Origin of the sequence: Burkholderia sp. BCC0506 (assembly GCF_902833145.1) — a bacterium.
Classification (GTDB): domain Bacteria; phylum Pseudomonadota; class Gammaproteobacteria; order Burkholderiales; family Burkholderiaceae; genus Burkholderia.
This window is the reverse complement of sequence record NZ_CADFEN010000001.1, coordinates 153,501-176,558: the sequence shown is the minus strand read 5'-3', so window position 1 is coordinate 176,558 and position 23,058 is coordinate 153,501. Positions and strand designations below refer to the sequence as shown.

Here is a 23,058-nt window from a genome sequence, read left to right as displayed (position 1 = left end):
CCGCGGATGTCGGCAAGTTTGCATAACGCCAACGGACCGCATCCCCCGACACGTCGCCCCTACCCTGTTAATCCAGATACGGCGCCAATACGCCCCCAATCAGTCCATGAAAGCCCGCACGCACGGCGAAAGGTTGCGCCGATGCGCGACGACGAGCGATGCTGCGAGCGGCTCGGGCCGCAAGTCCCCGGCAACACCTCGACGAGCGCGCCGCGTCGACATAGGCGCAGCCGCACTTCATGGTGGCTTCGGCACGGGTACTTGCAAAGCTACCCGAGTCAAAACCGGCGTGCCTGCGATGCGCGCTTACATCCGGTAGCCCGGTTTCTTGTACAGCGTTGCGGCACGCGCCTCGATATCCGGACGATAGACTTCTTCCTTCCACCTATCCGAGGAAATTTCCTCGAAGCCGACTGACACGGACTCCTGACCATAACCGAGTATCGCCATCACGTCGCGCGTGATGGCGTCCGCCAGACGTTGCTTCTGCTCCTCGGTTTTCCCGGGCCACGCTTTGACGATAATGTGGGGCATAGCGTTCTTCTCCGACACTCGACAACGGCCGCATGCGCGCGGCCGTACTCAATAGGCCTGATTCGTGGGCCGGAACAGCACTTCGTTGATGTCCACGTCGTCGGGCCGGCTCATCGCGTATCCCACCGCGCGCGCGAACGCCGATATCGCTCGGTCTCTTCGCCGAGGCCGCTGCTCACGCCGGTAATGACGACGACTTTGCCATCGATGTTGTCGGTCATGACGTGCCTCGCTTTCAGTTGCGCGCGCGTCACGCCGCGCGCCGTGAAAACACGTCCTTGAACACGGGCATCGCCGAAAAGACGTTCGGCCATCCCGCGTAGAACGCCAGTTGCGTCAACGCCTCGGATGCCTCGGCCTGCGTGAGCCCGTTGTCCATCGCACGGTTCAGGTGATACGGGATCTGCGCCACCTGGCCGTTGGCGACGAGCGTACTCACCGTCACCAGGCTGCGGTCGCGCGGCGCGAGCCCCGGGCGAAGCCACAAGTCGCGAAACAGCGCATCGGTCGTGTACTCGACCACGCCCGGCGCGACGGCGCCGAAGTTTTCCGCGACCGTCCGTGCGCGCTGCGCCTCGGCCGCCTCGTTCAGCGCCAGCGGCGTGACGTCCGCCGGCGCGAGCTGATCGGGCCCGATGCCGCGTTCGTCATAGACGTGCTTGACGACGATCGATGCGGCGCTCGCATTGGCCCATCCCGCGTAAAAGGCGAGGTGCGCGATCATTTCCGATATTTCCGCGGGCTTCACGCCGTGATCCAGCGCGAGGCGCACATGAAGCGGCATTTCGACGGTCTGGCCGCGGGCGATCAGCACCGACAGCGTCACGATGCTGCGATCGCGCGGCGACAGGTGCGGCCGCTTCCACAGGCCGTCGAACACGGTGTGCGTCGTGTATCGCTCGAAGGCCGGGGCGACCGCTTTCAGATCGGGGGAAGACAAGGGTTCCTGCATGGTGTCGGTCCTTTGCATGTGAGTGCACGCGGCGGCGAGCAGGGCCAGGCCCGTCGCGGCGACGAAACGCAACGGGCGACGCGTGCGATCGTCACCGTGCGCCGTATTGCACATCGGTGACGGGTTCGGGTCAGTTGACGTTGCGTCCATCGCTTTTCGCCCCGCCGACCGACGCGGCCAACGACCTCGAGCCGGCATCGGAGTCAGGGCAGCGGGCGCGTTCATTGCGGTGCGCCGCTACCGAGGTATTGCTCGTCCGTCACCTTGTCGAGCCAGTCGACGTTCTTGCCGTCGAGCGCTTCCTGAATCGCGATATGGGTCATCGCGGTGGTCGACGTCGCGCCGTGCCAGTGCTTGTGACCGGGCGGGCACCAGATCACGTCGCCCGCGCGGATCTCGACGCGCGGCTCGCCGTCGCATTGCGTCCAGCCGCAGCCGGCGGTCACGAGCAGCGTCTGGCCGAGCGGATGCGTGTGCCACGCGGTGCGTGCGCCCGGCTCGAACGTCACGCTGGCGCACGACACGCGCGCCGGCGGCGGCGGTGCGTTCAGCGGGTCGATCCGGACCGTGCCGGTGAACCATTCGTCGGGGCCCTTGATCGAGGGCTGCGAGCCCGCGCGCTTCAGTTCCATGATGTCGTCCTCTATCGAAAAGGGTGCCGCATGGATCGTTCCGGCGGCCAGCCATTCCACTTTAATGACTCGCAATTCATGCGACTAGATGGCAAAATCGGCATAGGCCTATGCTGTGGTGCATGAATCAATGGAAGACTTCAACGATCTGGCGGCGTTCATGACCGTCGCGCGCGAGCGCAATTTCACGCGAGCGGCCGCGCAACTCGGCGTGTCTCAATCGGCGTTGAGCCGAACGGTGCGCGCGCTGGAGGGGCGCATGGGCATTCCGTTGCTGACGCGCACGACGCGCAGCGTGTCGCCGACCGAGGCCGGCCAGCGGTTGCTGGAATCGATCGCCCCACGCTTTCAGGAAATCGAGGCGGAACTGGAATCGCTGCGCGCGATGACGGACCAGCCGGCCGGGAACGTCCGGATCACCGCGACCGACTATGCGGCGAACGAGTACGTGTGGCCACGGCTGCAACCGCTGCTGCGCCGGTATCCGGCGCTCAAGGTCGAGCTGGTGAACGACTATGGTCTGGCCGACCTCGTCGCGGGCCGCTACGACATCGGCATACGGCTCGGCGACCAGGTCGCCAAGGACATGATCGCGCAGCGTATCGCGCCGGACATGACGATGTCGATCATCGGTTCTCCCGATTACCTCGCGTCCCGGCCCGCGACGAAAACGCCGCAGGACCTGACACAACACAACTGCATCAATCTGCGGTTGCCGACCAGAAACGCGCTGCTATCGTGGGAGTTGAGCAAGGGACGCCGCGAGTTGCAGGTTCGCGTCGAAGGGCAGTTGACGTTCAACAACGTCTATCAGATGGTCGACGCGGCACTCGCCGGCTTCGGGCTCGCGTATGTGCCGAAGGATCTGGTCGCGCATCACGTCGAAGCCGGCCGGCTCGGCTGGGTGCTGGAGGACTGGTTCCCGACGTTCGTCGGGCATCACGTCTATTACCCGAGCCGGCGCAAATCGTCGCGGGCGGTGGAGCTCGTGGTCGACGCGCTCAGGGCCGGGTATCAACGCAACCCGCGGCAAGGATGAGCGGTCACGCCCGTGGGTAACAGCCGGCAGCGTCCGAAAGGCCATGCCCCATGCAGGCGCTGCCGCGGGATCGAACGGAACGGAGTTGAGTCCCGGGCAAACGTGATCGGCCATCACGACCTCGATACGCGTGGCACGTCGAACCCCACCCTCGTGCGACCAATTCTCGCCTGACGACATCGATCCCGTGCCGCGCATCACTTCGGAAACACGCCCTTGGTCATCGCATCGAGCTGCCGGACGATCTCCGCGCGCAATTCGGCCGATACCTCGACGCTGTCGAGCAGTTCCGAAATCCACAACCCGTCGGCCGCGAGCCGGCAGATCATCAGCGTCGCGGCCTGCCCGAGCGGCACCGGGTCGGGCCGCGTCCACTCGCGCATCGGCACCGACCATCGCGCGCGCGTGTCCTGCTCGGTGATCATCGACGCGACCAGCACGCGCAGCACCTCGATACTCGCGGCCGGATGGGCCGTATCGAGCACCGCATGCAGATACGCGCGCGCCGCCGCGCCGTCGCCGCCGGAATCCGCCGCGATCCGCGCGGCCATCTGCGCGCCGAACCGCTCGGTCGCCTGTCCGAACAGCGCATCCAGCAGCCCCTGCTTGTTCGCGAAGTGATATTGCAGCGCGCCTTTCGTCACGCCGGCCCGTTCGGCCACCGCATCGAGCGTCAACGCGGCCACGCCGTGATGCGTCGCGATCTCCGACGCCGCCGCCAGCAATTGCGCGCGCACCTGGTCCGGCGCTTTTTTTCGCCGCACGCCGGCCACGGCGGCAGCCGGTGCCGATGATCCTTCCGGTGCCCGTACACCGGGCGTGCCAGCCGTTTCGACGGGCGCGGACACGTCGCGCGGCGCGGGTTCGAGGCGTTTTTTCATGGTGCGGATGGTAGCACCCGCGCGTCTCGATATAAACATTCCGGCTGGATGGTATGATCCGCCGCATGAACAAAACGGCCCCCTCTCCCTGGTCCGCGCTCGACACTGCGATCGCCCGTGGACGCGACGCACTCGTGCGTCTTCAGCAGCCCGACGGCAGTTGGTGTTTCGAGCTCGAATCCGACGCGACGATCACCGCGGAATACATCCTGATGATGCATTTCATGGACAAGATCGACGACGTGCGCCAGGAGAAGATGGCGCGCTACCTGCGCGCGAACCAGCGGCTCGACACGCACGGCGCGTGGGACCTGTACGTCGACGGCGCGCCGGACGTGTCGTGCAGCGTGAAGGCATACTTCGCGCTGAAGGCGGCCGGCGACAGCGAACAGGCGCCTCACATGGTCCGCGCACGCGACGCGATCCTGAGGCTCGGCGGCGCGGCGCGCGCGAACGTGTTCACGCGCATCCTGCTCGCGACGTTCGGCCAGGTGCCGTGGCGCGCGGCGCCGTTCATGCCGGTCGAATTCGTGCTGTTCCCGAAGTGGGTGCCGATCTCGATGTACAAGGTCGCGTACTGGGCGCGTACGACGATGGTGCCGCTGCTGGTGCTGTGCTCGCTGAAGGCGCGTGCGCGCAATCCGCGCAACGTCTCGATCCGCGAGCTGTTCGTCACGCCGCCGGAAGCAGAACGCCGGTACTTCCCGCCCGCGCGCGGCATGCGCCGCCTGTTCCTCGCGCTCGACCGCACGGTGCGCCATATCGAGCCGCTGATGCCGAAGCGCCTGCGGCAGCGCGCGATCCGGCATGCGGAAACCTGGTGCGCGGAGCGGATGAACGGCGAGGACGGGCTCGGCGGCATCTTCCCGCCGATCGTGTACAGCTACCAGATGATGCAGGTGCTCGGCTAGCCGGACGACCATCCGCTGCGACGCGATTGCGAAAACGCGCTGGACAAGCTGCTGGTCACGCGCCCGGACGGCAGCATGTATTGCCAGCCGTGCCTGTCGCCGGTGTGGGACACCGCGTGGAGCACGATGGCGCTCGAACAGGCGCGCGGCGTCGCGGCGCCGGACACCGGCGAGCCGGCCGGCGCGCTGCGCGAACTCGATGCACGCATCGCACGTGCGTACGACTGGCTGGCCGGGCGGCAGGTGAACGACCTGCGCGGCGACTGGATCGAGAACGTCCCGGCCGACGTCGAGCCGGGCGGATGGGCGTTCCAGTACGCGAACCCGTACTACCCGGACATCGACGACACGGCGGTCGTCACCGCGATGCTCGATCGCCGCGGCCGCACGCATCGCCACACGGACGGCACGCACCCGTATGCGCCGCGCGTCGCGCGCGCGCTCGACTGGATGCGCGGGCTGCAATCGCGCAACGGCGGCTTCGCGGCATTCGACGCCGACTGCGACCGCATGTACCTGAACGCGATTCCGTTCGCCGATCACGGCGCGCTGCTCGATCCGCCGACCGAGGACGTATCGGGCCGCGTGCTGCTGTGCTTCGGCGTGACGAAGCGCGCGGAAGAACGCGCGTCGCTCGCGCGCTGCATCGAGTACGTGAAGCGCACGCAGCAGCCCGACGGCAGCTGGTGGGGCCGCTGGGGCACGAATTACCTCTATGGCACATGGAGCGTGCTGGCCGGCCTCGCGCTCGCCGGCGAGGACAAGTCGCAGCCCTATATCGCACGCGCGATCGCGTGGCTGCGGGCCCGGCAGCATGCCGACGGCGGCTGGGGCGAGACGAACGACAGCTACCTCGACCCGAAGCTGGCCGGCACGAATGGCGGCGAGAGCACGTCGAACTGCACCGCGTGGGCGCTGCTCGCGCAGATGGCGTTCGGCGACTGCGAATCCGATTCGGTGAAGCGCGGCATCGCGTATCTGCAGTCGGTGCAGCAGGAAGACGGCTTCTGGTGGCACCGCTCGCACAATGCGCCGGGCTTTCCGCGCATCTTCTACCTGAAGTATCACGGCTATACCGCGTACTTCCCGCTGTGGGCGCTCGCGCGCTATAGGCGGCTGGCGGGCGCTGCCGCGGCGGCGCCCGCAGCCGTCGACGCAGCCGACACGGCTGTCGCCTGAACGACCACGCGCCGCGGTGCCCGACGGCGCCCGGCGCGGCCATGACGGATTTCCTTCCCGCGCCGACTCACTCGGCCTCTTTCTCCCGCATCCGCGCGAACGCATCGCGCAACGCCGCGCAGAACGCATCGCCGATCATCGACAGCGGCTGCGACGCGGACGTCACCAGATAGAAGTGATCGGGCACGGCCGGCTCGAACGGCTTGACGGCCACGCGCCGGTCCGCATACGCGGCCGTCACCGGGTCGATCAGCGCGACGCCTGCGCCGTTCGCGACGAACGCGACGATCGTCCGCGACAGCTGCGCCTCGATCGACAGCACGCGCGACACGCCGGCTTCGACGAACACGCGATCGATCGCGCTGCGTGCCTCGAAACTCGGCGGAAACGAGATGAACGATTCGTCGCGCAGGTCGGCCGGCTGCACGACGCGCTTGCGCGCGAGCCGATGCCCGCGCGGCACGATGCAGCGCATCGCCGCCTCCGCGAGCCGTTCGCCGCGCACGGCCGGATGCGGGACGGGCTCGGCGATCAGCCCGACATCGCATTGCCCCGACGCGACCTTGTCGACGACGGTCGACGCACTGTGCGCGAGCAGCGTGATGTCGACGCCCGGGTGCGCGTGCGAGAAGCGCGTGACGAGCTCCGGCAGCAGGTCGAGCGCGACGGCCGGCGAGCCGGCCACGCGCAGCGTGCCGCGACGCATCGCGCGAATCTGTTCGGCGGCCTGCGCGACGCGATCGAGGCCGACGAACGCGCGTTCGACCTCCTCGTACAGCACGCGCGCCTGCGCGGTCGGCGTGAAGCGCCCCTGCTGCCGCTCGAACAGCACGAAGCCGACCCGCTCCTCGAGATCGGCGATCAGCCGGCTCACGGCCGGCTGCGAGATATGGAGCTCGCGCGCCGCGCGCGTGACGGTATGGCGCTGCATCACCGCGCGAAACGCTTCGATCTGGCGAATCCTGAGCGAGGGCGTGGTCATAACACTGGATTATGGATCGTTGATCAAGCTGTATTGGACAGCCCATTTTGCCTGTCCGAACATCGGTTTCGCAACTTACCGAAAGCAAGGAACCGCGCCGCCATGGGATATAACACGCAACCGCCTCGCCCGCGACACCGGAGCCGCGCATGACCGCGCGCCGCTTCGACGTCGTCGTGGCCGGCGGCGGGCTCGTCGGCATGGCCATCGCGTGGGGCATCGCGCGTCTCGGCCAGCGCGTCGCGGTGTGCGACGGCGACGACATCGCGTTTCGCGCGGCGCGCGGCAATTTCGGGCTCGTGTGGGTGCAGGGCAAGGGTGGCCGCTGCCTGCCGTATGCGCGCTGGTCACGCGAATCGTCCGAGCGCTGGCATGCGTTCGCCGCGCAGTTGCAGCGCGACACGGGCGTGAACTGCGCGTTCGAACGCCCGGGCGGCATCGAGCTGTTCGAGCATCGCGCGGAACTCGACGGCGCGGCCGACCTGCTCGAATCGCTGCGCCGGCAGGATGCCGCGCTGTCGTACGAGGTACTCGATCCGGCGGCGCTGCGCCGTCTCGTTCCCGCGGCGTCGCCGTTGCTGGCCGGCGCGCTGTGGTCGCCGAACGACGGCCACGCGAATCCGCTCACCACACTGCGCGCAATGTTGCAGGCATTCCAGCAGTGCGGCGGCGTCTATCTGCCGCGCAGCGAAGTCGCCGAGATTCGTCCGCGCGCCGGGCGCTTCGAGATCGACACGCGCCATGCGCGGCTTGAAGCCGGCCGCGTGGTGCTCGCGGCCGGCCTCGACAACGCGCGGCTCGCGCCGATGGTCGACCTGCGCGCCCCGATCTCGCCGTTGCGCGGCCAGATCATGGTCACCGAGCGCCTCGCGCCGTTTCTCGACTATCCGACGCTCGTCGTCCGGCAGACGCCGGAGGGCTCGGTGCTGCTCGGCGACTCGGCCGAAGACGTCGGCTTCGACGACGGCCAGACGCGCCCGGCGATGGTCGACATCGCGCGCCGCGCCCGCACGGCGTTCCCGGCCCTCGCGCAGGCGCGCATCGTGCGGGCGTGGGGTGCGCTGCGCATCATGACGCCCGACGGCCTGCCCGTCTACGAGGCGTCGGCCACGTATCCCGGCGCGTTCATCGCGATCTGCCACAGCGGCGTGACGCTCGCGGCGGCCCACGCGGATCTCGTCGCGCCGTGGATCGCCGGCGGCGCCCCGCCGGCCGACCTGTCCGCCTTTACCACCGCGCGCTTCGCCGCGCCCACGGAAGCCCGGCATGTTTGAATCCGTCATTCCCGCCGCCGCGACGCCCGAACGCGTGCGTCTCCATATCGACGGCACGCCGCACGACGTGCCCGCGCACTACAGCGTCGCGGCCGCGATGCTCGCCGCCGGTTCGGCCGCCTGCCGCACGAGCGCGGTGAGCGGCGCGCCGCGCGGCCCGTTCTGCATGATGGGCGTGTGCTTCGACTGTCTCGTCGAAATCGACGGCGTGCCGAACCTGCAAGGCTGCATGATGCCCGTCGCCGACGGCATGCAGGTGCGCTCGATGCACGGCAACGCGAGGCTCGCATGACGCGCCGCCAGTGCGACCTGCTGATCGTCGGCGCCGGGCCGGCCGGCATGGCGGCGGCCATCGCCGCGCGCGCGGCCGGCCTGTCGGTCGTCGTCGCCGACGAAGGCCGCGCGCCCGGCGGCCAGATCTACCGCAACGTGGCCGATGCGCCGGCGCCGCTCGCGCAATGGCTCGGTGCCGACTACACGGCCGGCCGCCCGCTCGTCGACGGCCTGCTCGCCAGCGGCGCGCACTACCTGCCGCGCAGCGTCGTGTGGCAGGTCGCGTTCGAGCCGGCGCCTGTCGCGATGCTCACGCAAGGCGGCCCGTCGCGCGGCACGCTCGAAATCGGCGCGCGCGCGGTGCTGATCGCGACCGGCGCGCAGGAGCGGCCGTGGCCGGTGCGCGGCTGGACGTTGCCCGGCGTGATGGGCGTCGGCGCCGCGCAGACGCTGCTGAAAGCGTCGGGCCTCGCGCCGTCCGCCGACGCCGTGCTCGCGGGGAGCGGCCCGCTGCTGTGGCTGTTCGCCGCGCAATTGCTGCATGCCGGCCGGCGCGTGCGCGCGCTGGTCGATACCACACCGCGCGATGCGTGGCGGCGTGCGCTTGCGCATGCGCTGCCGGCGCTGCGCGGCGCCGACTATCTGCTCAAAGGCTGGCGCATGCTGCGCGCGGTACGCCACGCCGGCGTGCCCGTCTATCGCGGCGCGACCGATATCGGCATCGACGGCGGCACGCGCGCCGAACGCATCCGCTTTCGCGACGAAGAGGGCATCGTGCACACGCTCGACACGTCGCTCGTGCTGCTCCACCAGGGCGTCATTCCGTCGACGCAGCTCGCGCGCTCGATGGGCTGCGCACACGAATGGGACGAATCGTCGGCCTGCTGGCGTCCGCAGCGCGACGCGCGCGGCCGCAGCAGCGTGCCGCACGTGTGGATCGCCGGCGACGGCGCGGGCATCGGCGGCGCGCAGGCGGCGGCACTCGCCGGCGAAATATCGGCGCTCGACATCGCCGCGCAACTCGGCGCGCTCGACGCGCAACGGCAGGCCGCGCGCGAACGCCCGCTGCTGCGCGCGCTGCACCGCCATCTCGCGGTACGCCCGCTGCTCGACGCGCTGTACACGCCGCCCGCCGCGCTGCGCCGCCCCGATGGCGACACGATCGTGTGCCGCTGCGAGGAAGTCACGGCCGGCGAGATCCGCACGCTCGCGGCGCTCGGCTGCCAAGGGCCGAACCAGATGAAGGCGTTCACGCGCTGCGGGATGGGCCCGTGCCAGGGACGCTGGTGCGGCACGACGGTCGGCGAACTGATCGCCGACGTGCAGCAGCGCGGCGTCGGCGACGTCGGTCACTACCGGATCCGCGCGCCGATCAAGCCGGTCACCGTCGGCGAGATGGCCGACGCCCTCGAGCTGTCGAACGATTTCGAGCGCGGCGAATTCCCGAGCTGACGCGCATGCCCACTCTTCCCCACACGAACGGAGCCTGACCATGAAGACGCGCATCACGATTCTCCTTTCCGCCGCCGCGATGGCCTTCGCGTCGCTGGCGTCGGCGAAGGAATGGACGACCATCCGCATCGGCGTCGACCCGACCTACCCGCCGTTCGAATCGACCGCGACCGACGGCAGCGTGAAAGGCTTCGACATCGATCTCGGCAACGCGCTGTGCGCGAAGCTGAATGCGAAATGCGTGTGGGTGTCGAGCAGTTTCGACGGGCTGATCCCCGGGCTGCAGGCGCGCAAGTTCGACGTGATCCTGTCGTCGATGGCCGCGACCGAACAGCGGCGCCAGCAGATCGACTTCACCGATCGCCTGTACCGCAACCAGACGCGGCTGATCGCGCGCACCGGATCGGGGCTGCTGCCGGACGCGGCGAAGCTCGCCGGCAAGCGCGTCGCGGTCGAACAGGGCACCGTCCAGGAAACCTATGCGCGCGAGAAGTGGGCGGCCGCGAAGGTCGAGGTCGTGCCGTATCCGAGCTACGACCAGGCGTACGCGGATCTCGTCACCGGCCGCGTCGACGCCGTGCTGATGGATGCCGTGCAGGGCCAGCTCGGGTTCCTGGCGACACCGCGCGGCAAGGGCTTCTCGTTCGCGGGCGGCGTGGTGTACGACGCGAAGATCATGGGCAACGGCGACGCGGCCGGCGTGCGCAAGGCCGACACCGACCTGCGCGACGCGCTGAACCGCGCCATCGCGCAGATTCGCAGCGACGGCACGTACCACGCGATCCAGTCGAAGTATTTCGATTTCGACATGTACGGGAACTGACGCCGCGGGCGGGCCAGACCCCGCTCGTGAAGCTCGTGCGCGCCGCGTCGTGGCAGGCAGCTGGATCCGGTCCCGGTTGCATGAATAAGTCCATTTGGGACATAATCTTTGCAACTTGAGTCCCGTAAGGTCTGACATGCTCGACATCCGCCAGCTTCAGTACTTCATCGCGGTCGCGGAAGAGGAACACGTCGGCCGCGCCGCCGAACGCCTGCACATCTCGCAATCGCCGCTCAGCCGCCAGATCGCCCAGCTCGAGGAAAAGCTCGGCCTCACGCTGTTCGAACGCAGCCAGCAGCGCATTCGCCTGACGCGTGACGGGCGCACGTTCCTCAGCGAAACGCACGCGTTCCTGCGCCACGCGAACCGGCTCGAATCGCTCGCGCGCCGGCTCGGTCGCGGCGACGAAGGCGGCCTGTGCATCGGCTACCTCGAAACGGCGACGCACTCGGGCGTCCTGCCGCGCGCGCTGAAAACATTGCGCGCCGAGCGCCCGTCCGTTCATATCGCTTTGTATAACTATCAATCGGCCGCGCAGCTCGAAGGCTTGCGCGAGCGCAGCCTCGACATCGCGCTCGTCACCGAGCCGCCGGCGCCCGACGATCCCGAACTCGATTCGACGAAGGTGCTGGACGATCCGATGCTGCTCGCGATGCCCGACGGGCATCCGCTCGCGAAGAAAAAGAAGCTCGTCGCCGACGATCTCGCCGCGCAGGCGTGGATCGGCGTCACGCAGCAGGACAGCGCGCCGCGTCACGGCGCGTTCGTCGCGGCCTGCGCGAAGGCCGGCTTTTCGCCGGACATTTCGGTGGAGGCGACCGAGCCGCTCGCCGCGCTCGGCCTCGTCGCCGCGGGGCTCGGCGTGACGATGATCCAGCAGAGCCTGCGGCACCAGGTGCCGGAAGGCGTCGTGTTGCGCGAGCTGCCGTGGTTCAGCTACCGCACGCCGCTGTGGGCCGCATGGCACAAGGTCAACCTGCGGCCGCTGGTCGGGATCTTCCGCGAGATCCTGACCGGCGAGGACGTCGCGGCGGCGGTCGGGAAATGAAGCCGTGAACGCGCGGCGCGCCATCGATGCGCCCGCGCCTTCGCCGCAGGTCGAGACCCAGGACGAAGGCGCGGCAGGCGCCGGACGATCCGGCTCGCATCGCACGATGCGACGTGCTGCCGTCAAGCCGCCGCGAAGCGCTTCGCCAGTTCCGCGAGGCCGTCTTCGTAGATCCCGCGGAACAGCCTGACGGTTTCGTCGTCGCTCGCGCCGTGCGGCGTGAACGTGCCCGACCACTCGACGGTCGACGCGTTCGGGCCGTTCTCGCGCACGCGCAGCGTCGAGCGATAGTTCACGACCGGGAACGGTGCCTCGAGGATCGCGTACGTATAGCTGCGCTCCGCTTCGTCGAACGCGACCAGCCGCTCGACGATCGCGTCGCCCGCCGGATTCGCGAGACGCCGCACGCGCCCGCCTTCGCTCAGCTCGCTGGCCGGAATGTACGACAGCCAGTCGGGCAGCGACCCGAAGCCGCCGATCAGTTGCCAGACCGTGTCGGCCGAAGCCGCGATCTCGATACCTGCATTGGCCTGTGCCATGTCATCACCTTCGAAGATCAACGACCGGCCGGCAGCGGCGCATCGGCCGCGATCAGACCTTGTTCGCGCATCTCGCGCCAGAAGTCGGCCGGAATCGCCACGTTCAGCGCGGCCTGGTCTTCCGCGATCCGCTCCGGACGGCTCGCGCCCGGGATCACCGCGACGGTCGCCGGATGCGACATCGAGAACTGCAGCGCGGCGGCCTTGATCGGCACGTCGTAGCGCGTGGCGATCGCCTTGATCCGGTCGACCTTCGCGAGGATGTCCGGCGACGCCTTCTGGTATTCGAAGTGCGTGCCGCCCGCGAGCACGCCCGAGCTGTACGGGCCGCCGACGACGATCCCCACGTTCTGCGCGGCCGCCGCCGGCATCACGCGTTGCAGCGCGCGCTCGTGATCGAGCAGCGTGTAGCGGCCGGCCAGCAGCATGCCGTCCGGTTGCGGCTCCGCGAGGTCGAGCACCAGTTCGATCGGTTCGACGCGGTTCACGCCGAGGCCCCACGCCTTGATCACGCCTTCCTCGCGCAGCTTGCTCAGCACGCGGAATGCGCCCTTGCGCGCCACTTCGAATTGCGCGAGCCATTCGTCGCCGTAGAAGTCCTGCGCGATGTCGTGCACCCACACGATATCGAGGCGGTCGGTGCGCAGACGCTTCAGGCTGTCCTCGATCGAGCGCAGCGTCGCGTCGGCCGAGTAGTCGTTGACGATGCGGTTCGGCCGGCCGTGTTCGAACAGGCCGCCCTTTTCGCCGAGATCGCGCGCCGACACGTCTTCGATTTCGTCGAGGATCACGCGGCCGACCTTCGTGCTCAGCACGTATTCGTCACGCGGATGGTTCGCGAGCGCGTCGCCGAGGCGGATTTCGGCCAGGCCGGCACCGTAGAACGGGGCCGCATCGAAATAGCGGATGCCGTGTTGCCACGCGGCTTCGACGGTGGCCGCGGCTTCCGCGTCGGGGATGTTGCGGAACATGTTGCCGAGCGGGGCCGTACCGAAACCGAGGATCTTGTGGCCGGGCAACGTGTCTTTGAGACTCATGGTTTTCTCCAGGGAATGAGGGAAAGCGAGTTCAGTCTAGGGACGCAGGTTAAGTCTGTCCAAGACGGAATTCGACACAGTTGAGTCCCGGGAGGTCTGAATGGCCTTTTTTCGGCCTGTACCGATGTCCCGCCCCTCCTCCCTGTTCCGGCAGGACGCCCGACCGGCAAGGCTTTCGAGCGAATCCACGTTCAATTCGTGACTCCATGTCAAAAATCATTTGGGCCGGCAGCCGTTTTTCCTGCGCGCCGCCATCCCTATATTGGCTGCACGCGCAACGACATCGACGCGGTCGACGTCGGTTGCGGCTCACTCAACCAGACAGGTACCCACGATGAAAACGCTCGTTTCTTCCACCCTTGCCGCGCTGATCCTTTCCGCACCGGCGCTGTCGTTCGCGCAACCGGCCGACCATCAACTGACCCGTGCCGAAGTGAAAGCCGAGATGGCCCGCCTCGCGGCCGTCGGCTACACGCCGGCGCTCGATCACAACCAGTATCCGGCCGCGATCCTCGCCGCCGAACAGCGCGTGCGTGAAAACGCCGTCGCGCAGGCAGCGCCGAACGCCTCACCGTCCTCCGACAAAACCGGTTACGGCAGCGCAGCCCGCACCACCAGCGAATCCGGCCGCGCGACGATGATCAACGGCCGCGACTCGATCTATCGCGGACATTGAGTCGCATCGACGCGCAAGAGAGCACGCCTTTCGATACGCGCAACCGCTCGTCCGTCCCTCGCATGGCGGGCCCGAATCGCCTGACCAGGCATTCGGGCCGCGCGCGTGGCGAACGCCATCGGCTACACGACTGCATCGACGCGTTGCGTCGTCAGGCTTGAAATGGTCGTCCAGAAAGCCGGAGACGCGCGACGACGATCGTGCGTTTCGGTAGTAGACCGTATGAACCGACTGACGGAACTCGACGGTTTCGTCGACGAGCAACCCGGCGAGATTGCCGTCCGGCGGCGGATGCATGTCAAAACGGTTTTGCGCCCGACGGGCCCATCGGCATTTCCCGATCGGCGGACGACACGACGCTACCGCCCGTCGCCAAGCGCTGCGAGAATCCGGTACGCGGTCTTCACGCGTGCGTCGATCGGAAAACTGCGATTCGCGAGCATCACGATCGCGATCCGCTTCGCGGGGACGAACGCGACATACGTGCTGAAGCCGTTGGTCGAACCCGTCTTGTTGATCCACGTGTCCGCGCTCGGCGCGAGCGGCGGCTGAATCGCGCTCGCCGGCGTCGCATCGAACAGCATCTTCGGCGCGTTGCCTTCGAGCAGCGTCGGCAGCGCGACCGGATACGGATACTGTTCCCAGATCAGGTCCTGCGTCAGCGGCCCCGCGCGGAAATAGCCGGTTTGCGTGCGCTCCAGCGCGCGCTTCAGCCGCGGCGCCGTATCGACCAGCCCCATGTTCGCCTGCACGAAGCGCAGCAGATCGGCCGCCGTGGTCCGCACGCCGTAGGCCGGCTGCCACAGCATGCCGCCCGTCATCCGGATCGGCTTGCCGTCCTGCGTATAGCCCTGTGCGTAGTCGGCCTCGCGCGCGGCGGGCACGTCGATGTACGTGTGCGTCATGCCGAGCGCGGGGAACAGCCGCTGCTCCATCAGCACCGCGAAATCCTTGTGCATCGCCTTCGCGGTGAGCCACCCGAGCATCCCGATCGCGACGTTCGAGTACGTGCGGGTCGTGCCCGGCGCGTACGTGGGCCGCCACGCCTGCAGGTAGCGGATCAGGGCCGCGTCGTCGCGGATGCTGTCCGGCACCTGCAGCGGCATCCCGCCCGGCGTATGCGTGCCGAGATCGAGCAGCGTGACGACGCCGAACGGCTTGCCCTGCACCGCCGGCAGGTACTTGGCCGCCGGGTCCGCGAGCGACAGCTCGCCGCCTTCCTGCGCGTCGGCGGCGAGCGTCGCGGTCAGCGTCTTGCTGACCGAGCCGATCTCGAACAGCGTGTCGCCGGTGACGGGCTTGCCGGTTTGCTTCGACATCACGCCGTAGTCGAACACGTACGGCTTGCCGTCGGCGACGATGCCGATCGCCATGCCGGGAATCGCGTACTGCTTCATCAGCGGCGCGATCTGTCGCGTGACGGTGTCGTGGAGTGCGTCCGGCGTGACGGCGGCCGCGCGGCCGGCCATCGCGGTCGCGCATGCGGCGACGAACAGCGTCGCGGCGAAGCGTGTCGCATTGAATCGCATGGGTGCGGTTCCTTCGATTTCAGATGGTTGCATGGACAACAGAGCCGGCCGTGCAACGCGAAAAGGGCGGCGACCGGCCTGTCGAAGCGCGACTATCCGCTACCGCCAGGCCGCCAACAATCGACGATATGTTGCGCGAGCCGAAAGAAAAACTTATGAGGTACGCGGCATACCGGACGACGACGCCGCCATCGCAGGGGCCGCCCGCCGGTTTTCCGGGAAAACCTGTCGGTTTTAACAGTATCGAATCCGGCGGCCGAATGGCGCCGCATCGAAAATCGACGAAAAAGAGATAAGACTTGTCAGATCCACGGGCGCCGGCGAGCCTCGCGATTGCTTCATCCGCACGGATCGAAGTAGACTCGCGGCAGCAAAAAATAAAATTCGACCTGAGAGAAACAATGAATCGCCCTTTCCCGATCGCCCGCTCCCGCGTCATCGGCTCCCGTTCGGTCACGTGATCGTCACGCGTCGACCGACCTGAACCGGAATACGCGACGCCAGCGCGTTTTGCGCGCACGTCCGCCGTTTCGCCCTTGAGCCAAAAGAACCGCCAGGGTTCCGCGCGCCCCGCCCGCGCACGCCCTGCCCGACCGGAGAGTGAGCCCGTGACCGAAACCGTGGCCGCGTCGGCCTATCGGCCGCGCGACGTCGTCAATGCGCCCGACATCAAGGCGGCCATCGCTCGCCGCAGCACCGAGCGCGGCGATCCGGCCGAGATCCGCGCGTGGCTCGGCAACCATTTCTTCCGCTGGGTCGTCGGTGCGTTCGAGCAGGCGCAGCCGCTCGTTTCGCTCGCCGATTACCGCGCGCTCGCCGGCGCCGACCGGCCGGCGCCCGAATGGCTCGTGCGCCGGTTCCGCGCGCAATCGGGGGCCGTGGCGTCAGCGACATCCCCGGCATCCCCGGCATCCCCGGCATCCGGCCCAGTATCCGGCCCACCGGCCGACGCGACGCTGCCGCCCGCCGCCCGGCCGGCGCCGCTCTACTTCATCGATCCCGAGCACATGCTGCTGATCGATCGCGAGCGCGTGCTGGTCGAATTCCTGCGCTCGCGTGCCGGCACGCGCCTCGCGCAGAAACTGCAACGCATCACCTGCGCGATGGCGCTCGACATGTGGGAGCGCGAGCACCAGCGCATGCAGGCGCGCCGCGACAAAGGCTGGGTGCCGAGCAGCGGCCTCGCGTTGCGCGAGGTGCTGCGCACGCCGAACGGGATCGTGTTCGAATTCATCGGCGATCACGCCGCGCTGCGCGAGGAACTCGCCTACGAGTCGTACTACATGCAGCACTGCCTCGGCCAGTTCGCGGATCGCCGCCGGCTGCGCGGCGGCTACGGCGAGCAGTACGCGCAAGCCGCGCGGGACGGCCGGCTGCGTCTGTTCACGCTGCGCGGCGCGGGCAACCAGCCGCACGTGACGATCAGCCTGCAGGCGAGCAGCGAGGGCCTGCGCATCGACCAGATCAAGGGCAAGCAGAATCGCCATCCGGTGCGCCGCTATGCCGACGACGTCCGGCAGTTCCTGCGCACGCTCGCGCCGCGCGGCGAGCGTCATCCCGATTGCGAGGGCATGGGCCTCGTGTTCGAGCCGGATGCGCCGGGCGCGACCACCGGCGCCTGGACCTTCGTCACCGACGTGCGCTCGCCCGACCATCTGCTGAGCGTGATGAGCGCGAACTTCCACCTGATCGAGCATTTCGAGCAGCCGCCGGCCGTGCTGCAATGGCTGCTGCTGCGCAACGCACCCTATGCGCTCGGCCAGTTGCGGCAGATCGATCCGGCCGTCGCGGCGGCCGCGCGCCACGCGTTGCCGGCCACGCGCGAAGCCGACGCACCGCCGGCCGCGGCCGCATTCGAGATAGAAGGCATCGCGATCGATCCCGCGCTGTGCGTGGCGTTCGCGTTCCCCGTGCCGGCGGAGGGAAGCCCGTCATGCTGAAACTGCTGCTTGGCGCGGCCGTGCTGTGGCTCGTGTGGTACGTGTGGCGTTCGTTCCGCATCGCCGCGCGGATGGTTCGCGAAGTCGACGCCGACCAGGCCGCGGGCGCCGACAGCGCGGTGCCGGTGCGGCAAACCGCGGCCGTCAGGCTCGCGCATGCGCGGGCCGAGCAGGCGCCGCCGAACCGCCGCCGCTGGTCGCTCGCGCTGGCCGACATCCTGCTGATCCGCAACGGGCTGCGCTGCGATTGCGACGACCTCGTCTATGCGTTGCCCGACTCGCAGCGCGAACAGCTCGCGCGCCAGTTACGGCGCGAACTCGACCTGCCGGCCGATCTGCCCGAGTGGCAGATCGTGCAGCGCGTACCGGCGATCCTCGCGGGCTGGATCCGCGGCGTCGGCCGCTCGCACGACGGCTTCTACGAACAGCTCGCCGCCGTCGGGCGCGTGCGCGACGCACTCGCGTTCGATTGCGCGCGCACCGCGTTTCTCGTGCGCTGCATCGCGCTGCTCGGCTGGGCGTCGGAGCAGCATGCCTGGGTCGTGCTGCTGCTCAACGCACAGCGCGCGCAGGACAGCTTCGACAGCTGGGAAGACTTCGGGCTCGCGTATGCGCGAGCGCGCCAGCAGTGGCTGCGCGGCAGCGGACAGGACGGCCCCGCGTCGTCGCGCGCGACGCAGGAAGTGCGCGAGTACCTGCGCAATCCGTCCGGAAACTGGCTTTCGCTGCCGTGGAAGCGCTACCGCATCTTCGATCCCCAACCCGTTTCGTCATGACCGCCGATACCGACATGTCCCCCGCTTCCGCCGACCCGATTCCGCCCGCGAAATCCCGCTGGTTCATTTGCGACGTCGACGCGCTGCTGCGCGCAGGCGACTATGCCGCACTCGACGCGCGACTCGATGCCGCGCTCGCCGCCAGCTTCGCCGATCGCAGCGCCGAAGCGCAATACGTCGGCGCGCTGCCGGCCGACGTGCAGCCGTGCATCGACGCCGGCGCCGAAGGCCTCGCGCGCCTGCGCGCATGGCAGGCGGCGAACCCGCGCTCCGCGCACGCCTGGCTGTGCGAAGCGCATTACTGGCATCACTGGGCCTACGAGTGCCGCGGCAGCGGCTGGGCCGAAACGGTGACCGAAGCCGGCTGGATCGGCGCGCATGCGTGCGCGACGCTGACGCTCGTCGCCGCGCTGCGCGCGCTGGTGCTCGCGCCGACGATGTGGAGCGCGCCGATGGCGATCTTCACGAGCGTGTCGTCGTTCGGCGAACCCGAATGGCTCGCGCGGCTCGTGCGCGAGCGCCGCTGGCCCGTCACCGAACTGCATCTGAACGTCGGTACCGAAGACGAAACCACGCGCACCGAACTGCAGCACATGTTCGCGCGTTCGGGACTGAACCCCGACCTGCCGGTCGCCTGCCCGGCGGAATTTCCGGACGCGCTGCCCGGCCCGGTCCAGGGCAGGAAGCTGCGCAAGGAGAAGTGGTACTGGATGGAAGCGACGCTGCACATCCACCCGAAACAGTTCTTGTCGATGCGCACGTTCATCTGGTACATGCAGCCGCGCTGGGGCGGCTCGCACGAGCACATCCGCGCCTTCGTCGGGTCCGACGCGTGCGCGCACCTCGATGCGGTCGAGAAGGACCGGCTGCTGCACGAGATCTGGCGCGACGACTACGCCGGCAACACGCTCGATGCGAACGACGACGACGACGATGCGCGCCACGCGATCGCCGCGACGCTCGCACGCGCGAAGGCCGCGCTGCATCCGTATCACCGCTGGGAGACGCTGCACTGGCTCGCCTACAGCCATTTCAAGCGCAGCGAGTATGAACAGGCCTACGCACGGCTGCGGGAAGCCGAACGCAACGAGCCGATCGACGACAACCGCGCGATGGCGATGGGTGTGCGGCTCGCGCTCGGCCTCGATCCGGACGGCGACTGGCTGACCCGCGCAATCGAACGGGCATCGGACGCGCGCGCGTGCACGTCGGCGATGATCCTGCGCGGCTACGGGCACCGCATCGGCACGTTCGGTTTCGCGCAGGACCCCGTGCGCGGCGATGCGTGGCTCGAAGCCGCACGCCTGAACGAGCCCGGCTCGCTCGCATGGAACCAGATCGCCACCGCACTGGAGTATGAAAACCGGCGCCCCGCCGACGCCTTCGCCATCTGCAAGCTTGGCTACGAGGCGGGCGGCGATTCGTGCGATTACCTGCTCGGCTGCTTCTACAAGGAAGGCATGCATGTCGAGCGCGATCCGTACCGCGCCGCCCACTACTTCCGCGAATCGATGGAAGCCGGCGGCAACATGGCCGCGTACCAGCTCGGCTACACGTACCATCACATCGGGCAGGCCAGCACGGACCGCGCCGAACGTGCGCGCATGCAGGTCGAGGCCGTCGAGGCCGCGCGCAAGGCGCACGAGATGGGGCATACGGACGGCCTCGATTGCATGCTGATGTTCATCGGCGACATCGACGATCACGCGTCGCGCCATCGTTACGTCGACGAACTGCGTCGCCATGCCGAAGCCGGCCATCCCACCGCTATGGCATCGTTGTCGTTCTTCCTCGCCGACATCAACGACAAGTCGCTGTACGACTATCGCGAAAGCGTGCGCTGGATCATGGGTGCGCAGGCCATCGCGCCGGACGACGAGTACGTGCGCACCATCACGCGCGTCAGCCACGAGGACGGCATGCTCGGGAAGCTGCGCTACAAGCTGCAGCGCAAGCAGATCAAGGCGCACGAAATCCCCGGCGCCGACAACGCGATGGTCTGAACGCGGGCCGCTGCAGCGGCGCGAAATGGCTCACGCCGGGCAGGATCGTCAGCGGCACGCCCGGGATCGTGCGCGCGAGCTGCGCCGCATCCCGGAGCCGGATGAATTCGTCGTGCTCGCCCTGCACGATCGCCACCGGCACGGCGATCGCCGATCGTCATGCGCGCGGCCCGAGCGGCCGCGGCCGTGGCCGCTCAGGCCCGCGTCGACACCAGCCCGCCCGACGGCGAGCCGCCGGATTTTTCGAGCGCCGCGGCGAGTTGCGAGATCGCCGTCGCGAGCGCGGCCGAGATTGCGCCGGCCTGCGCGCTCAGCGACTGCTGTTCGACGGCCGCGGCCGGGTCGTCCTTCGCGCGCTGCGCCGCGGTGGCCATCTGCCGCTCCACTGTCGCGAGCTGCTTCTGCAGCCGCTCGATCAGCGCCTTCAACTGGGCGACCGCCGGGTCTTCCGCCGACGCGCCCGCCGCGCCGAGCGTTTCGCCGGTGGCGCCGGTCGAATCCTTCGTGCCGGTGGTGGTGTCGGTGGCGCGGGCCGTACCCGGCGTGCTCGCGGCATCCGTTGCGCCGCCGGTGGACGCCGTCGCGACGGGCGGGTTCGCGGTCGCGCCGCTGTCCGCGAGCGGCGATCGCGCGGTCGTGGAGAAATCGATCTGCATCGTATCGGTCCGTGGGTCGGTAAACGAGGGGACGGGGCGGAAATCGCCTTCCAGTTCGTTGACGGCATTCGTCACACGAAACTTGAATCTCGGGGCCGGATGGATTGCCCGACGATGACCGCAATTGATCGCGAAAGGGCCAGATTGGCGGCACGATAGCGCTGGTAAAATCGCCGCTTCGCCGGCTGAATGCGCACGTCGGATGCCGCGTTCGGGCCCGCTTGCGCGATGCAGCCGGCTTCGACTCCCGGCCCGTCGACGCGCGGCATGCGGCATGTGCCGACGACGCCATCGCGGCTTCCCGGGTCGCCTTTTCCGTTCGCCTGCGTGCGTGCCCTGCTCACCGCTCGAGCGGCGAACGCCGCGCGTGGCACGCATTCAATTCATCGTACATTCGAGGAACACACGATGGCCCGCATCGGCGCCTTCTGCATCACGACGTGGCTCGCCGCCGCGATTCTCTACTTCGGCCAGCACTCCGTCGCGATGATCGTGCTCAGCGGTGTCGTGGTATTCGGCGGATTCGATCTGCTGCGTCCGTAAGGGCGCGGCCGGACGGCCCGCGTACGTTTCGTCGCGATCGGCGCCGCCGGCTTGCGCGGCCCACGACGCTTCGTCGCGCCGCGCGATGATGTATTCCACCGTCTCACGGCTGACCCACGAGCCGCGAACAAGCGCCGCGACGCGCGTCAGCGCGGCAACGTCCTCAACGAAGACGGCCCGCCCGTCAACGCGATCCGCTTGCCCGTATCGCGCAACTTGCCGCCGTCGACCGCATACAGCGCAAGCTGCCGTTCGACGTTGAACTGCACGATCACGTGCCGGCTGTCGGCGGTAAACGCGATGCCCTGCGCGGCTTCGCCGCCCGGCACCTCGTTCACCTTCACGGCTTGCCCGTCGCGGATCTCGAACAGCAGCACCTTGCCGCGCTTGTGGCGGCCCGGGTTGTCGGCCGTCAGGTTCGAGCCGTCCATCGCCTGCACCGCGATCCATTTTCCGTTCGGCGAGATCGCGACGCCTTCCGGCAGCGACGGCACCGTCAGGTACTGGACCGTGCGGAACGGCACGCGCGACACGTCGATCAGCGCGACCGAATCGGCGTCGCCCGCGAGCGTGCCGGTGTAACCCGGCAGCCCGGCGAGCCCGACGTTGCTGACGACGGCCCAGCGGCCGTCGCTCGACACGTCGATCGTGTAGGGCGCGACGCCCGTGCTCAGGCGCGCGCCGCTGTCGGTCACCTTGCCGTCGTCGACGTTCAGCACCGCGATGCCCTGCTCGTCGCGCAGCGACACGAGCGCATGCTTGCCGTCATGCGTGAAACTGATCCCGGCCAGCCGCTTCTTGCCGATCTTCAGGTTGCCGTCGAGCGTCACCTGCGCGCCGTCGATGCGCAGGATCGACACGCTGCCGTCGACATTGGCGGCGAGCGCGAGCCGGCCCGAGCGGTCGATCGCGATCCCTTGCGGATGCGTGCCGAGCTCGATGCGCGTGATCGCGGGCGGTGCGCCGTCGAGATTCACGACTTGTAGAAACGTATCGAATACGAGCTGCTTCGCGGCCGTGTCATAGCGCGTCGGCGCGCCGACCAGCGCAAGCTTGGCGTCGGGCGTGATCGCGACGGCCTGCGGCGGCCCCTGGATACCGTTCTCGACGTCGACCTGCAGCGCGACTTTCGGCGGGAACGTGCTGGCGTCGAGCAACGTCAGCGTGTCGGCGGGCGGAGAAGGCAGATAGGTGTCGCGGCCCTCGACGCGCTGGTACTTGCCGTCGTTGCCGGACACGATCCAGTCGGCGGCATGCACGGCAACGGCGGTCGTGGCGAGGGTCAGCGCGGCGAGCAGGCGCGCGCTGCGCAGGCGGAAAGGATTCGAATGCATGGCGGTCGGTTCTCCGGATCGGTTGCGGACGCAATGGATTGCCCG

Annotated in this window: 21 protein-coding genes and 4 pseudogenes; 11 read left to right on the top strand and 14 right to left on the bottom strand. The window is 68.6% G+C overall.

The genetic code is table 11. The features are described 5' to 3' along the window. Window positions 1-67 precede the first annotated feature (67 nt). The 5 genes and pseudogenes from HWX62_RS32940 to HWX62_RS00705 all read right to left on the bottom strand — a co-directional run. Window positions 68-212: pseudogene (locus HWX62_RS32940) on the bottom strand (LysR family transcriptional regulator); the annotation flags it as partial. Window positions 213-306: 94 nt separating this feature from the next. Further along, a complete protein-coding gene (locus HWX62_RS00715; RefSeq protein ID WP_175931352.1) occupies window positions 307-534 on the bottom strand; it encodes a tautomerase family protein in 228 nt (75 codons plus the stop codon). 48 nt (window positions 535-582) lie between these two features. Continuing rightward, window positions 583-713: pseudogene (locus HWX62_RS33265) on the bottom strand (oxidoreductase); the annotation flags it as partial. A gap of 71 nt (window positions 714-784) precedes the next feature. Next, window positions 785-1,711: a carboxymuconolactone decarboxylase family protein gene (locus HWX62_RS00710; RefSeq protein WP_347879927.1), complete on the bottom strand. Its 927-nt coding sequence runs from the start codon at window positions 1,709-1,711 to the stop codon at window positions 785-787. After that, a complete protein-coding gene (locus HWX62_RS00705; protein ID WP_175931351.1) occupies window positions 1,708-2,118 on the bottom strand; it encodes a cupin domain-containing protein in 411 nt (136 codons plus the stop codon). Before HWX62_RS00705 ends, HWX62_RS00710 begins: the two co-directional genes overlap by 4 nt. 130 nt (window positions 2,119-2,248) lie before the next feature. Here HWX62_RS00705 and HWX62_RS00700 point away from each other — a divergent pair, with 130 nt between their 5' ends. After that, window positions 2,249-3,157 (top strand): LysR family transcriptional regulator, encoded by a 909-nt coding sequence (locus HWX62_RS00700; RefSeq protein WP_175931350.1) that lies wholly within the window; start codon window positions 2,249-2,251, stop codon window positions 3,155-3,157. 197 nt (window positions 3,158-3,354) lie between these two features. Here the strand turns inward: HWX62_RS00700 and HWX62_RS00695 are convergent, their stop codons facing one another. Next, a complete protein-coding gene (locus HWX62_RS00695) occupies window positions 3,355-4,038 on the bottom strand; it encodes a TetR/AcrR family transcriptional regulator (RefSeq protein ID WP_175931349.1) in 684 nt (227 codons plus the stop codon). A gap of 53 nt (window positions 4,039-4,091) precedes the next feature. Between HWX62_RS00695 and shc the strand changes: the two are divergent. Beyond that, window positions 4,092-6,128 (top strand): annotated as a pseudogene (shc, locus tag HWX62_RS00690) (squalene--hopene cyclase). Between the two features lie 67 nt (window positions 6,129-6,195). Here the strand turns inward: shc and HWX62_RS00685 are convergent. After that, on the bottom strand, window positions 6,196-7,110 hold the full coding sequence (locus tag HWX62_RS00685; RefSeq protein ID WP_175931347.1) for a LysR substrate-binding domain-containing protein: 915 nt from the start codon (window positions 7,108-7,110) through the stop codon (window positions 6,196-6,198). A 149-nt stretch (window positions 7,111-7,259) separates the two neighbouring features. Between HWX62_RS00685 and HWX62_RS00680 the strand changes: the two genes are divergently transcribed. The 5 genes from HWX62_RS00680 (at window position 7,260) to HWX62_RS00660 (ending at window position 11,980) form a co-directional block, all read left to right on the top strand. Continuing rightward, the gene (locus HWX62_RS00680; protein ID WP_175931346.1) at window positions 7,260-8,384 is read left to right on the top strand and encodes an FAD-dependent oxidoreductase; all 1,125 of its coding nucleotides are present in this window, start codon (window positions 7,260-7,262) and stop codon (window positions 8,382-8,384) included. Further along, window positions 8,377-8,676, top strand: a complete 300-nt coding sequence (locus HWX62_RS00675) for a (2Fe-2S)-binding protein (RefSeq protein ID WP_175931345.1) — start codon at window positions 8,377-8,379, stop codon at window positions 8,674-8,676. The genes HWX62_RS00680 and HWX62_RS00675 overlap by 8 nt, the downstream gene beginning before the upstream one ends. After that, window positions 8,673-10,109 (top strand): (2Fe-2S)-binding protein, encoded by a 1,437-nt coding sequence (locus HWX62_RS00670; protein ID WP_175931344.1) that lies wholly within the window; start codon window positions 8,673-8,675, stop codon window positions 10,107-10,109. Before HWX62_RS00675 ends, HWX62_RS00670 begins: the two co-directional genes overlap by 4 nt. A gap of 40 nt (window positions 10,110-10,149) precedes the next feature. Continuing rightward, on the top strand, window positions 10,150-10,932 hold the full coding sequence (locus tag HWX62_RS00665; protein WP_175931343.1) for an ABC transporter substrate-binding protein: 783 nt from the start codon (window positions 10,150-10,152) through the stop codon (window positions 10,930-10,932). Window positions 10,933-11,068: 136 nt separating this feature from the next. After that, entirely contained in the window at window positions 11,069-11,980 is a 912-nt protein-coding gene (locus tag HWX62_RS00660; protein WP_175931342.1) for a LysR substrate-binding domain-containing protein, read from the top strand. A gap of 122 nt (window positions 11,981-12,102) precedes the next feature. Here the strand turns inward: HWX62_RS00660 and HWX62_RS00655 are convergent, their stop codons facing one another. Further along, window positions 12,103-12,519 (bottom strand): SRPBCC family protein, encoded by a 417-nt coding sequence (locus HWX62_RS00655; protein ID WP_175931341.1) that lies wholly within the window; start codon window positions 12,517-12,519, stop codon window positions 12,103-12,105. 17 nt (window positions 12,520-12,536) lie between these two features. Continuing rightward, the gene (locus HWX62_RS00650; RefSeq protein WP_175931340.1) at window positions 12,537-13,556 is read right to left on the bottom strand and encodes an aldo/keto reductase; all 1,020 of its coding nucleotides are present in this window, start codon (window positions 13,554-13,556) and stop codon (window positions 12,537-12,539) included. Between the two features lie 220 nt (window positions 13,557-13,776). Here HWX62_RS00650 and HWX62_RS00645 point away from each other — a divergent pair, with 220 nt between their 5' ends. Next, the gene (locus HWX62_RS00645) at window positions 13,777-14,232 is read left to right on the top strand and encodes a DUF4148 domain-containing protein (RefSeq protein WP_244135907.1); all 456 of its coding nucleotides are present in this window, start codon (window positions 13,777-13,779) and stop codon (window positions 14,230-14,232) included. A 359-nt stretch (window positions 14,233-14,591) separates the two neighbouring features. On the opposite strand, the gene ampC is transcribed toward HWX62_RS00645, so the two are convergent. Next, complete coding sequence (gene ampC, locus HWX62_RS00640; RefSeq protein ID WP_175931339.1) at window positions 14,592-15,761, bottom strand: class C beta-lactamase; 1,170 nt, start codon at window positions 15,759-15,761, stop codon at window positions 14,592-14,594. Window positions 15,762-16,369: 608 nt separating this feature from the next. Between ampC and HWX62_RS00635 the strand changes: the two genes are divergently transcribed. From HWX62_RS00635 to HWX62_RS00625, 3 genes are read left to right on the top strand one after another with little or no spacing between them, the layout of a single operon-like run. Then, the gene (locus HWX62_RS00635; RefSeq protein ID WP_175931338.1) at window positions 16,370-17,701 is read left to right on the top strand and encodes a hypothetical protein; all 1,332 of its coding nucleotides are present in this window, start codon (window positions 16,370-16,372) and stop codon (window positions 17,699-17,701) included. After that, on the top strand, window positions 17,695-18,477 hold the full coding sequence (locus tag HWX62_RS00630; protein WP_175931337.1) for a DUF1266 domain-containing protein: 783 nt from the start codon (window positions 17,695-17,697) through the stop codon (window positions 18,475-18,477). Before HWX62_RS00635 ends, HWX62_RS00630 begins: the two co-directional genes overlap by 7 nt. 14 nt (window positions 18,478-18,491) lie before the next feature. Further along, window positions 18,492-20,480 (top strand): DUF4034 domain-containing protein, encoded by a 1,989-nt coding sequence (locus tag HWX62_RS00625; protein ID WP_244135906.1) that lies wholly within the window; start codon window positions 18,492-18,494, stop codon window positions 20,478-20,480. On the opposite strand, the pseudogene HWX62_RS32935 reads toward HWX62_RS00625, so the two are convergent. The 4 genes and pseudogenes from HWX62_RS32935 to HWX62_RS00610 form a co-directional block, all read right to left on the bottom strand. After that, a pseudogene (locus HWX62_RS32935) lies at window positions 20,437-20,634 on the bottom strand (alpha/beta hydrolase); the annotation flags it as partial. The gene HWX62_RS00625 and the pseudogene HWX62_RS32935 sit on opposite strands and share 44 nt — an antisense overlap. A 40-nt stretch (window positions 20,635-20,674) precedes the next feature. Next, complete coding sequence (locus HWX62_RS00620) at window positions 20,675-21,136, bottom strand: hypothetical protein (RefSeq protein WP_175931335.1); 462 nt, start codon at window positions 21,134-21,136, stop codon at window positions 20,675-20,677. A 378-nt stretch (window positions 21,137-21,514) separates the two neighbouring features. Beyond that, entirely contained in the window at window positions 21,515-21,778 is a 264-nt protein-coding gene (locus tag HWX62_RS00615; protein ID WP_175931227.1) for a hypothetical protein, read from the bottom strand. Window positions 21,779-21,825: 47 nt separating this feature from the next. Beyond that, on the bottom strand, window positions 21,826-23,013 hold the full coding sequence (locus HWX62_RS00610; protein ID WP_175931334.1) for a beta-propeller fold lactonase family protein: 1,188 nt from the start codon (window positions 23,011-23,013) through the stop codon (window positions 21,826-21,828). Between the last annotated feature and the right edge of the window lie 45 nt (window positions 23,014-23,058).

What these genes read in the sequence shown, in the direction of transcription:
- HWX62_RS00670 (WP_175931344.1), top strand. Translation starts at nt 8,673, where the DNA reads ATGACGCGCCGCCAGTGCGACCTGCTGATCGTCGGCGCCGGGCCGGCC.
- HWX62_RS00715 (WP_175931352.1), bottom strand. Translation starts at nt 534, where the DNA reads ATGCCCCACATTATCGTCAAAGCGTGGCCCGGGAAAACCGAGGAGCAG.
- HWX62_RS00630 (WP_175931337.1), top strand. Translation starts at nt 17,695, where the DNA reads ATGCTGAAACTGCTGCTTGGCGCGGCCGTGCTGTGGCTCGTGTGGTAC.
- HWX62_RS00625 (WP_244135906.1), top strand. Translation starts at nt 18,492, where the DNA reads ATGTCCCCCGCTTCCGCCGACCCGATTCCGCCCGCGAAATCCCGCTGG.
- HWX62_RS00685 (WP_175931347.1), bottom strand. Translation starts at nt 7,110, where the DNA reads ATGACCACGCCCTCGCTCAGGATTCGCCAGATCGAAGCGTTTCGCGCG.
- HWX62_RS00700 (WP_175931350.1), top strand. Translation starts at nt 2,249, where the DNA reads ATGGAAGACTTCAACGATCTGGCGGCGTTCATGACCGTCGCGCGCGAG.
- HWX62_RS00620 (WP_175931335.1), bottom strand. Translation starts at nt 21,136, where the DNA reads ATGCAGATCGATTTCTCCACGACCGCGCGATCGCCGCTCGCGGACAGC.
- HWX62_RS00660 (WP_175931342.1), top strand. Translation starts at nt 11,069, where the DNA reads ATGCTCGACATCCGCCAGCTTCAGTACTTCATCGCGGTCGCGGAAGAG.
- ampC (WP_175931339.1), bottom strand. Translation starts at nt 15,761, where the DNA reads ATGCGATTCAATGCGACACGCTTCGCCGCGACGCTGTTCGTCGCCGCA.
- HWX62_RS00680 (WP_175931346.1), top strand. Translation starts at nt 7,260, where the DNA reads ATGACCGCGCGCCGCTTCGACGTCGTCGTGGCCGGCGGCGGGCTCGTC.
- HWX62_RS00610 (WP_175931334.1), bottom strand. Translation starts at nt 23,013, where the DNA reads ATGCATTCGAATCCTTTCCGCCTGCGCAGCGCGCGCCTGCTCGCCGCG.
- HWX62_RS00710 (WP_347879927.1), bottom strand. Translation starts at nt 1,711, where the DNA reads ATGAACGCGCCCGCTGCCCTGACTCCGATGCCGGCTCGAGGTCGTTGG.
- HWX62_RS00650 (WP_175931340.1), bottom strand. Translation starts at nt 13,556, where the DNA reads ATGAGTCTCAAAGACACGTTGCCCGGCCACAAGATCCTCGGTTTCGGT.
- HWX62_RS00665 (WP_175931343.1), top strand. Translation starts at nt 10,150, where the DNA reads ATGAAGACGCGCATCACGATTCTCCTTTCCGCCGCCGCGATGGCCTTC.
- HWX62_RS00705 (WP_175931351.1), bottom strand. Translation starts at nt 2,118, where the DNA reads ATGGAACTGAAGCGCGCGGGCTCGCAGCCCTCGATCAAGGGCCCCGAC.
- HWX62_RS00655 (WP_175931341.1), bottom strand. Translation starts at nt 12,519, where the DNA reads ATGGCACAGGCCAATGCAGGTATCGAGATCGCGGCTTCGGCCGACACG.
- HWX62_RS00695 (WP_175931349.1), bottom strand. Translation starts at nt 4,038, where the DNA reads ATGAAAAAACGCCTCGAACCCGCGCCGCGCGACGTGTCCGCGCCCGTC.
- HWX62_RS00675 (WP_175931345.1), top strand. Translation starts at nt 8,377, where the DNA reads ATGTTTGAATCCGTCATTCCCGCCGCCGCGACGCCCGAACGCGTGCGT.